The organism is Saccharopolyspora kobensis (genome assembly GCF_900108315.1).
Lineage (GTDB): Bacteria > Actinomycetota > Actinomycetes > Mycobacteriales > Pseudonocardiaceae > Saccharopolyspora > Saccharopolyspora kobensis.
In genome coordinates this window covers 70,758-82,169 of sequence record NZ_FNVB01000006.1, presented here as the reverse complement: position 1 = coordinate 82,169, position 11,412 = coordinate 70,758, and the positions used below count along the sequence as shown (strand labels likewise).

At 71.4% G+C, this 11,412-nt stretch carries 12 protein-coding genes; 6 read left to right on the top strand and 6 right to left on the bottom strand.

Annotated elements, in window-relative coordinates; all coding sequences use genetic code 11:
* Positions 1-312: 312 nt before the first annotated feature.
* Both C4T78_RS20750 and C4T78_RS20745 read right to left on the bottom strand, forming a co-directional pair.
* Positions 313-1,098, bottom strand: a complete 786-nt coding sequence (locus C4T78_RS20750) for a siderophore-interacting protein (RefSeq protein WP_235863704.1) — start codon at positions 1,096-1,098, stop codon at positions 313-315.
* A gap of 182 nt (positions 1,099-1,280) precedes the next feature.
* Positions 1,281-3,686: a transglycosylase domain-containing protein gene (locus C4T78_RS20745; protein ID WP_177247710.1), complete on the bottom strand. Its 2,406-nt coding sequence runs from the start codon at positions 3,684-3,686 to the stop codon at positions 1,281-1,283.
* A gap of 244 nt (positions 3,687-3,930) precedes the next feature.
* Here C4T78_RS20745 and C4T78_RS20740 point away from each other — a divergent pair, with 244 nt between their 5' ends.
* A complete protein-coding gene (locus tag C4T78_RS20740; RefSeq protein ID WP_093157998.1) occupies positions 3,931-4,230 on the top strand; it encodes a WhiB family transcriptional regulator in 300 nt (99 codons plus the stop codon).
* Positions 4,231-4,289: 59 nt separating this feature from the next.
* Here C4T78_RS20740 and bagB read toward each other — a convergent pair whose 3' ends face one another.
* From bagB to C4T78_RS20725, 3 genes are all read right to left on the bottom strand, one after another.
* Positions 4,290-5,429, bottom strand: a complete 1,140-nt coding sequence (gene bagB / locus C4T78_RS20735) for an ATPase BagB (RefSeq protein ID WP_093356038.1) — start codon at positions 5,427-5,429, stop codon at positions 4,290-4,292.
* On the bottom strand, positions 5,426-6,427 hold the full coding sequence (gene bagA / locus C4T78_RS20730) for an ATPase BagA (protein WP_093356036.1): 1,002 nt from the start codon (positions 6,425-6,427) through the stop codon (positions 5,426-5,428). The genes bagB and bagA overlap by 4 nt, the downstream gene beginning before the upstream one ends.
* A gap of 64 nt (positions 6,428-6,491) precedes the next feature.
* Entirely contained in the window at positions 6,492-7,079 is a 588-nt protein-coding gene (locus C4T78_RS20725; protein WP_093356033.1) for a TetR/AcrR family transcriptional regulator, read from the bottom strand.
* 90 nt (positions 7,080-7,169) lie between these two features.
* Between C4T78_RS20725 and C4T78_RS20720 the strand changes: the two genes are divergently transcribed.
* The 5 genes from C4T78_RS20720 (at position 7,170) to C4T78_RS20700 (ending at position 10,302) form a co-directional block, all read left to right on the top strand.
* A complete protein-coding gene (locus tag C4T78_RS20720) occupies positions 7,170-7,496 on the top strand; it encodes a rhodanese-like domain-containing protein (protein ID WP_093356031.1) in 327 nt (108 codons plus the stop codon).
* Positions 7,497-7,597: 101 nt separating this feature from the next.
* Positions 7,598-7,756 carry a Sp36 family protein gene (sp36, locus tag C4T78_RS20715; RefSeq protein WP_093157991.1) on the top strand — a complete coding sequence of 53 codons (159 nt, stop codon included), beginning with the start codon at positions 7,598-7,600 and terminating at the stop codon, positions 7,754-7,756.
* 1 nt (position 7,757) lies between these two features.
* Complete coding sequence (locus C4T78_RS20710; RefSeq protein ID WP_093356028.1) at positions 7,758-8,216, top strand: RidA family protein; 459 nt, start codon at positions 7,758-7,760, stop codon at positions 8,214-8,216.
* A 360-nt stretch (positions 8,217-8,576) separates the two neighbouring features.
* Positions 8,577-9,155, top strand: a complete 579-nt coding sequence (locus C4T78_RS20705; protein ID WP_235863703.1) for a hypothetical protein — start codon at positions 8,577-8,579, stop codon at positions 9,153-9,155.
* Positions 9,156-9,180: 25 nt separating this feature from the next.
* Positions 9,181-10,302, top strand: coding sequence for a hypothetical protein (locus tag C4T78_RS20700; RefSeq protein WP_235863702.1), 1,122 nt, complete (start codon positions 9,181-9,183; stop codon positions 10,300-10,302).
* A gap of 148 nt (positions 10,303-10,450) precedes the next feature.
* On the opposite strand, the gene C4T78_RS20695 is transcribed toward C4T78_RS20700, so the two are convergent.
* Positions 10,451-11,338, bottom strand: coding sequence for a Gfo/Idh/MocA family protein (locus C4T78_RS20695; RefSeq protein WP_093356026.1), 888 nt, complete (start codon positions 11,336-11,338; stop codon positions 10,451-10,453).
* Positions 11,339-11,412 lie beyond the last annotated feature (74 nt).

The window sequence follows — 11,412 nt, the reverse complement described above, 5'->3', positions numbered from 1 at the left end:
CCGGCTGATCCCTCCGGCTGATCCCTCCGGCTGAGCCGTCCGGATGCGCGATTTCAATGGAAAACAGATGTGCGATTTCCATTGAAATCGCACGATCCCGGACTCGCACTCGGCGTGTCGGGGACCGACACGCCGACGGGACGTGCAACTTCCATTGAAGTTGAAGGTCCAATTTCCATTGAAATTGCGGAAGTCTCGCCGAGCCGTCGACGTGTCGTGCCCCGACGCGTCGACGGGGCGAACGTCCGTGCGCGTCGGCCCGCAGTCGGGTGGTGTTGGGGTTGTCGCGAAAAGCGTTGCGGGGTAAGGGTTTCAGTCGGCTGCGGTGTTGCGGCGCCAGTAGGCGAGGGCGTAGAGGCGGCGGCGCTCCAGGCCCAGCTCACGCTGGCAGTGCTCGCGGAGTTCGTGCACGACCTCGGCTTCCGCTCCGATCCACACGTGCGGGTTCGGGCCGAGGTCCGCAGCGCGCACCGCGTCGACGAGCAGCGTGCTGTCCTCCGCCGGCGTGCCGTTGCGGTGCAGCCAGTGCCACTCGACGCGAGCCGCCGAGTCGATCCGCTGCTCCTCGGCGCTGTCGGCAACCTCGGCGAAGACCCGCACCTCCGCCTCGGCGGGCAGTTCCTCGAGGATCGCCGACATCGCGGGCAGCGCCGTTTCGTCGCCGACCAGCACCAGCGGGGCCGCGTCGGACTGCGGTTGGTACGCGGGGCTCGGGCCGACCGTGACGATCTGGTCGCCCGGCGCCGCCTGCGCCGCCCAGCTGCTGCCCGGGCCGTCGTGGTCGTGCACCACGAAGTCGATCGCCAGCTCCTGCCGCTGCGGGTCGAACCGGCGGACGGTGTAGGTGCGCTGCCGGGGCTGCTGCTCGCGGGGCAGCGCGAAGACCTCGGCGCGGGTGCGGCCCAGCGGCATCGGCTGGCCGGGCTGCGGCAGGCACAGCTTGATCCGCTGGTCGCTGCCGTTGCTGACGAAGTCGGCGAGCTCCTCGCCGCCGAGCACGACCCGCACCATCCGCGGGGTGACCCGCTCCGCGGCCCGCACCTCCAACAGCCGGTACCGGGATCGCGCGCGCCTGGTGCTCACCTGCGTGTTCGTCACATCACCGAGTCTAGGAACCCGCCCGGCACCCCCGTCCCCGGCTCCGCCCTGACGCTCCGTTTCCGATGGTCAACTGTCGTGAGCACTTCGAGGCGCCATAGCCCCGCAAAGCGCTCACTGTCGCTGACCGGGGAGAACAGCAGTGCGGGCGCCTCCGGATCGGAAGCGCCCGCACTGGTCGGTCACGGTGGGAAGATGTCCGGCGGGAGGCCGGGCGGAGCCGGTTGCTCCGGCGGCCGTTCCGGTGGTCGCTCCGGTGGCCGCTCCGGCTGGGGCGGTGGCCGCTCCGGCGAGGGCGGCGGGACGTAGCCGGTGCTCACCGAGAGCGTCACGGTCTCGCCCGGCAGCGCGAAGCCGCGCGGCGTCTGGCTGACCACCGTGCCGCGCTTGCGCGGGCTGTTCACCGAGCGCTCCTGGACCTTGTAGCCCGCCTTCTCCAGCTCCTCGCCGGCGCGCTTCGAGGTCAGGCCGACCACGTTGGGCACCTGGAACTCGTCGCCGCCGGTCTCGTAGCGCTTGGTGGTCGGCGGCAGCGGCGCGACCGGGGTGCCCTCGTGGATGACGGTCATCGCGTCGAAGAAGGTCCGCGCGGGCACCTTGCCGCCGTAGATGTTGCCGCCGTTGACCCCGCAGAGCCGCGGCGGATCGCTGTCGCAGATGCCCTGCGGCGAGGTGCCGTCGCTGAAGGTCAGCACCGCTCCGGCGAACTGCGGCGTGGCGCCGAGGAAGCCCGCCGACTGGTGCGCCTCGGTGGTCCCGGTCTTGGCCGCCAGCGGCCGGGTCCAGCCCGCGGCGGACGCCGCCGCGGCCGCGGTGCCGCCCGGCTGGTCGTCCTTGCTCATGCCGACCGCCATCGCGTTCGCGAGGCCTTCGTCGACGGCCTGCTCGCACGGTTCCTCGGTGATCGACACCGGGTTGCCGTTGCGGTCCAGGATCTGCTCGACCGGCGTCGGCGGGCACCAGGTTCCGCCGCTCATGATCGTGGCGGCGACGTTGCTGAGCTCCAGCGGGCTGGTCGGCGCGTACCCGAGGGTGAAGGCGCCGATGTTGTGCTCCTTGACGTGCTCGGCCTGCGAGACCTTTGAGCCGCTGGCGGCCACCGGGTCACCGGCCGCGGTGTAGTTCTGCAGCGTCTGCCGCATTCCGAGCCGCACGGCCATGTCCACCGTCTGCGCCAGCCCGGCGCGCTCCTGCAGCGCGACGAACGCGGTGTTCGGCGAGGTCGCCAGGGCCATCTGCAGGGTTCGCGGGCCCGGCCGCACGCCTTCGGCGTTGCCCACCGTGTAGGGCGCGGTGCCGTTCTTGTAGACCGACGAGGTGTAGGAGCCCGGGGACTGGATGGTGTTGTAGATGCCCATCCCCTTCTCCAGCGCGGCGGCCGCGGTGAACACCTTGTAGATCGACCCGGCGCCGAACTTGATCACTCCGCTGGGCAGCGCGTAGGCGGTCTGCCCCCGCGAGGCGTCGAGGCCGAAGTCCCGGTTGGCCACCAGCGCCCGCACCCGGTGCTTCTCCTTGCCGGGTTCCACCACGCTCATGACGTTGGCGATGCCCTTGGTCGTCTTCGGCACGCCCTTCTCGGCGGCGGCCTTGGCGGCGTCGGTGGCCCGCTTGTCCAGCGTGGTGCGGATCGTGTAGCCGCCGGTCTTGAGCTGCTCCTCGGTGAACCCGGCGCGCTCCAGGTAGTCGATGACGTACTTGCAGAAGAACCCGTCGGACGGCCCGGCGCCGATGCAGCCGTTGGGGATGCCCTGCAGCGGCTGGGCCAGGTCGAGCGGAGAGTTGCGCGCCTCCTCGGCGGCCTCCGGGGTGATCCGCCGCTGGTCCTCCATCGCCTTGATCACCAGGTTGCGGCGACCCAGCGCCTCGGTCGGGTTGCTCTCCGGGTTCAGCGCGCTGGGGCTGTTGACCATGCCCGCCAGCAGCGCCGCCTGCGCGATGGTCAGCCGGTCCGGCGTGGTGTTGAAGTAGGTGCGCGAGGCGGCCGCGATGCCGTACGCCTGGTTGCCGTAGGGCACCACGTTGAGGTAGCGGGTGAGGATCTCCTCCTTGGACAGCTGCTTCTCCAGCTGCAGGGCGATCCGGATCTCGCGGAGCTTGCGGGCCGGGGTCTGCTCGATGGCCTTGTGCTGCTTGACCGGGTCACCGCCGGCGACCACGTGCACCAGGTAGTTCTTCACGTACTGCTGGGTGAGGGTGGAGCCGCCCTGGGCGATCTCGCCGGACACCTGGTTGGTCACCGCGGCGCGCACCGTGCCCGCCCAGTCGACGCCCTGGTGGTCGAAGAACCGCCGGTCCTCGATGGCCACGATGGCGGCCTTCATGGTGTCGGCGATCTGGTCCGGCGCGGCCGGCGTCCGGTTCTGGTCGAACAGGTACGCGATCGGCCGACCGTCCCGGTCTGTGACGGTCGTCACAAGTGGAGGTTCTTTGGTCATCAGGTCGGCGGAGATGCTGTTCACCGCATCGCTGGCCCGGTTGGAGACCACGCCCAGTGACCCCGTTGCCGGGAACAACAATCCGGCGACCAGTACGCCAGCCAGCACACACAGACCGAAAAGCTTCAACAGGCCGTCCCGGACACGCACTTCGCCAGCCTAAAACGGAACCGGTTCGTGACGGAGTGTCACGGGCAAAATCCGCCCGATGTGATGAGTTCGAAAGATAACGGAGCGACAACCCTTGGTTGGTTGTGGAACCGAGGGGCTCTACAGTCCGTCTACGTCCAGCGACAGCACTGCTGCGGGGAAGCGTACGCCGCAGCATCCGGTGCCGGGGGGCTCCGGACGAAATACGGTCGCCGACGATCCAGTGAGGAGCTGGGGGAACTCTATGTTCGAGCAGGGGGACTGGCGGGTCAACGCCGCTTGCCGTGACCAGAATCCGGACCAATTGTTCGTCCGCGGAGCCGAGCAGCGCAAGGCGCGAATGGTCTGCTTCGGCTGCCCGGTCCGCACCGAGTGCCTCAGCGAGGCGCTCGACAACAAGATCGAATTCGGTGTGTGGGGTGGAATGACGGAGCGGGAGCGGCGTGCGCTGCTGCGCCGTCGGCCCGACGTCCGCAACTGGCGGGAATTGCTTGAAGCGGCTCGCCAGGAATACGTCGATTTCGACGAGTACCAGGTGAGCTAGTCCATTCGGGTCGGGGCCGGGCAATTCGTCGTAGCGGATTGTCCCGGCCCCGTTACCCGTTATTCACCGGCCAGTCGTCTGCCGATCTCCCGCAATCCCGCCAAATCGTGCACATCGGACGGAAGTGCGGGAACTCCTACCAATGCGACTTCCGGGTGAGCGCGGGTGAACCGGGCCAGCAACCGCTTTTCCCGCTCGGCGATCGCCACTCGATCGGCGTGCACCCGAAGGGCGGCGGAGGCCATCGGTGTCGAACCGCTCGCCTCGATCTCCTCGGCGACCGCGGTAGCGCGGGCCCCGGCCAGCCCGGCGAAGACCGGGTGCGTCCGGTTGGCCACCAAACCGGCCAGCGGCATCTGCTCACCGGCCAACCGCTCCACGAAGTAGGTGGCCTCCCGCAGCGCGTCCGGTTCCGGCGCGGCCACCACCAGGAACGCCGTGCCGGGCGAGCGCAGCAGCCGGTAGGTCTGCTCGGCGCGCTCCCGGAACCCGCCGAAGGTGGAGTCGAAGGCCTGCACGAACCGGGCCGCGTCGGCCAGCAGCTGCCCGCCGATGATCGTCGAGACGGCCTTGGCGAAGATCCCGAACCCGGCCCCGACGATCTTGCGCAGGCCCTTGCCGCCGACCCGCGCCGGGCTGGACAGCATCTTGATCAGCCGCCCGTCCAGCACGGTGGACAGCCGCTGCGGGGCGTCCAGGAAGTCCAGCGCGGACCGGCTCGGCGGGGTGTCCACCACGATCAGGTCCCACTGCCCGGACGCCGACAGCTGGCCCAGCTTCTCCATCGCCATGTACTCCTGCGTGCCGGAGAAGGACGTGGAGATGGTCTGGTAGAAGGGGTTGTTCAGGATCTGCTCGGCGCGTTCCCGGCCGGCGTGCGCGAGCACCATGTCGTCGAAGGTGCGGCGCATGTCCAGCATCATCGCGTTGAGGTCGCCCGCCGGTTCGAAGCCTTCCACCACCACCTGCTTCGGCTGGTTGCCGAGCTCCCGCAGCCCGAGCGCCTGGGCCAGCCGCCGCGCGGGGTCGATGGTGAGCACCGCGGTCTTGCGGCCGCGCTCGGCCGCGCGCACCGCGAGCGCGGCGGCGGTGGTCGTCTTGCCCACGCCCCCGGATCCGCAGCAGACGATGACGTGGGTGTTCGGATCGTCCAGCAGGGCGTCGACGTCGACCTGCGCGGGACGCAGCGGTTCGCTCATCGGGGGCTCCGGATGCCGTGTTCGGTGAGTATCTCGGCCAGCTCGTAGAGCTCGGCGACGTCGATCCCGGCGGTCAGGTCGGGCAGCGCGACGGTCGGCAGGTCGGTCTCGCCGAGCTGCCTGCGGGCGTTGTCCTCGGCGCGCACCCGGATCGCGTGCTCGATCGTCTCGTGCACCAGCCCGTCGAGCTCGTCGTCGTCCACGCGCAGCCCGGCGGCGTCCAGCCCGGCGCGCACCTGCTCGGCGTCGACCTGGCCTCGGGCGGCGGCCGCGGCGGCGCGGGCGGGCAGCCGGTTGGGGCGGACCCGGTTGCACAGCACGCCACCGGGCCGCAGATCGGCGGCGTCGAGCTCGGCCACGGCATCCAGGGTCTCCCGCACCGGCAGCTCCTCCAGCAGCGTCACCAGGTGCACGACGGTGCTGCTGGAGTGCAGCAGCCGCACCACGCCGTCGCTGTGGTCGCGGATCGGGCCGACCTTGGCCAGGTCGGCCATCGCCCGGGTGACGTCCAGGAACTTGACCACCCGCCCGGTCGGCGGCGCGTCGACGACCACCGCGTCGTAGACGTAGCGGCCGTGCTCGTCGGTGCGGCCGACGCACTCCTTGATCTTCCCGGTGAACAGCACGTCGCGCAGGCCCGGCGCGAGGGTGGTGGCGAACTCGATGGCGCCCATCTTGCGCAGCGTGCGGCCGGCGAAGCCGAGGTTGTAGAACATCGACAGGTACTCCAGCAGCGCGGCCTCGGCGTCGATGGCCAGCGCGCGGAGCTCGCCGCCGCCCGGCGCCGCGGCGATCCACTCCTCGGAATAGGGCAGCGGTGCGGTGTCGAAGAGCTGCGCGATGCCCTGGCGGCCCTCGACCTCGATCAGCAGCACCTTGTGACCGCCGGTCGCGAGGGCGAGCGCGAGCGCGGCGGCGACGGTGGTCTTCCCGGTACCGCCTTTGCCGCTGACCACGTGCAATCGGGCGTGATTCAGTTCCCCGTTCCAGTCGGTCACGCGATCAGCGTAGGTCCCGGACTCGCGAAATGTCTCCGGGTCGCACCGTGCCGTGGCGCTCAGCTCACGGCAGGGCGCGCTCGGCCAGCCGGCGGACGCCTGCGCGCAGTCGTTCCCAGCTGTAGCCCGCCTCGCGCAGCGCGGTGTTGAGGTCCGCGTCGACCGCGGCCAGCAAGGCGTGCGCGAGGTGATCGGGATCGGCTGCCCCGGCGCAGTGGATCGCCAGGTGCCGGTGCCAGAAGCGGTAGGCGCCGATGCGGTACCGGGCACCCGGCGCGGCGGTCTCCGAGAGCCGGATCAGCTCCAGGTGTTCGGCCAGGTAGTCGACGTAGGCGCCGAGGAAGGCCAGCACGCGCTCCTTGCCCGGCGCCTCCGGGCCGAGCGGTGGCGGCCCGGACAGCACGGCTTCCTGGAGTTCGCGCTCCCGCTCGTCGAGCAGCGCCGCGACCAGCCCGGACTTGTCCCCGAAGCGGCGGAACACGGTTCCCTTGCCGACTCCGGCGGCTTGCGCGACGGCGTCCATGGTCACGCCGTCCACGCCGTGCTCGGCGAACAGTCCGGCGGCGGCGGTCAGCACGCGCTGCCGGTTGCGCGCAGCATCGGCCCGCTCCTGCGGCGGTCGGTTCGCGATGCGGTGCAGCTCCTCGGCCATGGCGTCGATCCTACTCGACAACCGGACCGTGGTCCGGTAGCGTTCCCGGCGTTAAACGGACCGTGGTCCGGATGGATCGAGGAGGAATCGATGACGGAGTTGATCAGCCGGGACGAGCTCAAGGCGCGGATCGATGCCGGGACGGTGACGGTCGTGGACGCGCTCGGCGGGTCGTACTACGCCCAGCAGCACCTGCCGGGCGCCGTCGAGCTGACCGCGGGCCAGGTCGCGGCGAAGGCGGCCGACGTGCTGCCGGACAAGGGCGCGACGATCGCCGTGTACTGCTCGAACCCGGCCTGCGGGAACAGCCAGGAGGTCGCGGTGAAGCTGGAGCAGCTCGGCTACACCGACGTCCGCAAGTACCGGGAGGGCATCCAGGACTGGGTCGAGGCCGGCCTGCCCGTCCAGTCCGCCTAGCCGCGAGTCGTGAGCGTTTCGGGGTGCTGCAGAACCCCGAAGTGCTCACGAGCCCCCTCCGCAACCGCAGCTGCCGGGGACGTGTCTCCTAAGCTGCCCGCATGCAGAAGTGGGAGTACGCGACCGTGCCGTTGTTGATCCACGCGACCAAGCAGATCCTCGACCAGTGGGGTGAGGACGGCTGGGAGCTGGTCTCCGTGCTGCCCGGCCCGACCGGCGAGCAGATGGTGGCCTACCTCAAGCGGCCGAAGGAGGCCTGACATGGGGCGCTGGACGGATCGCCTGGCGGAGCTGGGCATCCCGCTGCCGGAGGTGGTGACCCCGGTCGCCGACTACGTGCCCGCGGTGCGCAGCGGCTCGCTGGTCTTCACCGCCGGCCAGGTCCCGATCGTGGCGGGCGAGGTCGCGGCGACCGGCAAGGTCGGCGCCGGGATCAGCGGGGACGAGGCCAAGCAGTACGCCCGGATCTGCGCGCTGAACGCGCTCGCGGCGGTGGACGGCCTGGTCGGGCTGGACTCGATCGTCCGGATCGTCAAGGTCGTCGGATTCGTCGCCTCCGCCGAGGGCTTCACCGGACAGCCTGCGGTGGTCAACGGTGCCTCCGAGGTGCTCGGCGAGATCTTCGGCGACGCGGGCAAGCACGCTCGCTCGGCGGTGGGCGTGGCCGAGCTCCCGCTGGGAGTGCCGGTCGAGGTCGAACTGGTCGTCGAGGTCGAATGATCTGATTTGATCTTCGCGGCGTCGCCCTTTCCGGGTGACGCCGCGTTTTGTTCTCGACACGTCGGGTGATCCACGACTGTTTTTCGGCGGCTGGGCCGCGAACTGGCCACCGCGACCAGTACGCTGCGATCACCTCGTGATTGAGTTCGCCGGACCCGGTTAGCCCAATCGGGGGGTGATCAATTCCAGTGAGTGGCGAAACGGTCGGCCAAGGGCTTGATTGATCGAGCCGACGCGACCAAGGTTCACCTGGACGGGTGTAACCAGAGCCGGGGGGCGGCGGGCGACACCCGCATCGACGGAGACGGGCTGGAGGGGCCGACGTTGGCGGTGCGTGAGAACGAGTTGCGGTGCCACGAATTGCTGCTTCGACTCGCCGACCGGTTGCCGGATCAGCACCTGTGGCGCTTTCGCGACTGGCTCGCCGGTGACGCGGCGGACGTGATCGCGCAGCTGCTCCCGGGCACGCTGGTGCGCGAGCGGATCGGCCTCGAAGACGACGAGCACCGGCTGCTGGCCGAAGCGCTGCTCCCGCTGGGAGCCGACCCCGCGGTGGTCAACGCGGTTCTGCCCGCAGAACCCGGCACCGCCCCGCAGCACGTGTTCACCACCGAGAACCCGGGCAACCCGGTCGCCGACTCGGCGCTCCTGGTGCTCGGTGCCACGCTGCGCAGCCGACCGGGCGTCCGGGAGGTGCGCAACAGCTGGCGCAGCACCGGCGGCGGTGCCGCGAAGCTCGTGCTGCTGGTGACCGCATCCGCCGACGTCGTCGGCCTGACCGGGGAGATCCAGCGCGTCCTGCGCGCGCTCGGCGAACCCGAGCCCCGCGTCGAAGTGCTCTCACCGGAGCAGGAACCGACCGCTTACCACCGCGCAGCGCTCGCCGAATCGGCGCTGGTCTGCGCGGGAGCCGAAGAACTCGCCGGTCGTCGTGGTTGAGCGGCAGACATCCGAAGGAGGCAACGTGGTGCACGTGGCTGAGGGCGCCGGACCGGAGGACCGGCTGCACAACCTCTTGCTGGCCATGGCCGGACGGGTGGACGACGACGGGATCAACTCGGCCCGCGAACTGCTGGGCGCCGGACTCCCGGCGGCCGCGGCCGAGTACCTCACCGGCTGCCTGATCGCCGGCCGCATCCAGGTCACCACCACCGAGCAGCACCACCTGCGGCGCGTGCTCGAGGAAACCCGCTCCGCCCACGCCCTCGCCGACCGCCTCACCGCTGTCGACGCGGTGCAGCTCGGCGAGCACCGCTTCGGCGACCCGGGCCGGGTCGACGCGGACCTGGTCGCCGCGCTGGCCCCGGTCGCCGGTCGCCTCCCCGGCCTGCGCGGCCTGTGGTGCGCGGCCCGCAGCACGCCGGCAGGCGTCAGCTACGGCGCAGTGCCCCGCCGCGTCCTGCTCGCCGAGGTCGGCGCGGACGGCTCCACCGCGGCCATCGCCTACCAGCTGCTGGAGGCGCTGCGCCGGTCCGGCATCAACTGCTCGGTCGAGGTCTTCGACAGCGGCGCCGAACTGCCGGAGTACCACCGCGAAGCCCTCGCCGCGGCCCACCGCGTGCACCTGGACGCGGCCGCGGCCGAACAGCAGGCCCCAGAACGCCCGGCCGTCGAGCAGCGCCCGGTCGAGCAGCGCCCGGCGGTTGAGCAGCGTCCGGTGGCGGAGCAGCGCGAAGCGCCGGCCGCCGCGCCAGCGGCACCCGTCGCGGAGCCGCGCAGCGAGCAGAGCGAGCGGCGGCACAGCGTCGCGCCGCAGCGCGAGGCGGAGCCGCAGCGCGAGGAAGCCCCGGCGGAGCCGGCGCTCGCGCGGAGCGCCGAGGCGGTGGCCGAGGGGCAGGGGATGCGCGTGCCCGCGGCGGTCGACGCGAAGCTGACCGACCGGGAGCGCAACCTCCTGCGCAAGCTGCACGAGGAGCTGGCCCAGCGCGAGCAGGACCGGTCCACCCCGCCGCCGCGCCGCCAGAACGGGGCGAACGGCGAGGAGGGCTGGACGTCGACCATGCCGGGCGGCACGGGCGGCTTCCCCCCGATCGGCGCGGCCCCGGCCAACAACCAGGCCTACGCGCCCCAGCAGCAGCGCTCCTGACCCGAGCCCGCGACACCGCTATCGGCTCCGTTTCCGCTGTTCAGTGCCCGTGAGTGTTTTGGGGTGCTATAGCCCCCCAAACCACTCACGGTCCACCACCAGCGGAAACCGGGCCGCCGAACGGGATCGCGCGGGCTCGGCGGGCCGCTCAGCGGGCCTTGAGGATGGCGGCGATGACGCGCTGCAGGTGCAGGCCCCGGTGGACGCCGCAGGGGTGCTCCACGCGCTTCTCGCGGATCATCACCAGCAGGTTGTCGAGCAGCTGCGCGTAGCAGTCCAGGGCCGCCGTGCGGCGACCCGTCAGCGGGGAGCAGCCGTGCTCGCCGTACACCGCGAAGTCCACCAGCGACGGCTGCACCGGCATCCGCAGCGAGAGGGTCAGCGTGCTGGTCGTGCCGCCCTCGTGGCCGAACACCAGCTGCCAGAGCCCGTCCGCGCCGCGGTGGGCGAAGTGCACCTGCTCGATGTCGCCGAGCGCCGCGTCGAGCAGGTCGATCGCGTGCGGACCGGCGTCGATCAGCGCGCCGTCGTCCTGCTGGCGCCACTGCGACGCCGCGTAGTCGCCCGCCAGCAGGCCTCCCGCCAGCCAGCGGCCGGTCGCGCCCTGGAAGCTGCCGAGGTCGGGCAGATCCGCGAGCCACCTCTGCACTCCCGGGTCGAACCGGCGGGTGAGCATCAGCAGCGCCGCCACGCCGGACCCGGTCACCGCGTCGACGATCGCTTCCGCCCCGGCCAGGTCGTCGGCCAGCGGCTTCTCCAGGATCAGGTGCTTGCCCGCGCGAGCCGCGAGCGGTGCCAGCTCGGCCTGCACCGCGGGCGGCACCGCGAAGGCGACCGCGTCGACGGATCCGAGCAGTTCGTCGAAGCTGCCGGCCACTTCCGCCCCGTGCTCCCCGGCGAGGGCTTCGGCCGCTTCGGCCCGCCGCGCCCACACCGAAGCCAGCCGCGTTCCCCGGTGCGCTTGCAGTCCAGGTGCGTGCACCCGGTGCGCCCAAGGTCCTGCTCCGATCACGCCGACCCGCAGTGCTTCTCCCATGCCGCCAATGGTGCCGATGCCCCGGTGCGCTCGCGGCAGCCGGGGTGCACCCAGAGCTCGGGCAAGGTCCGGCC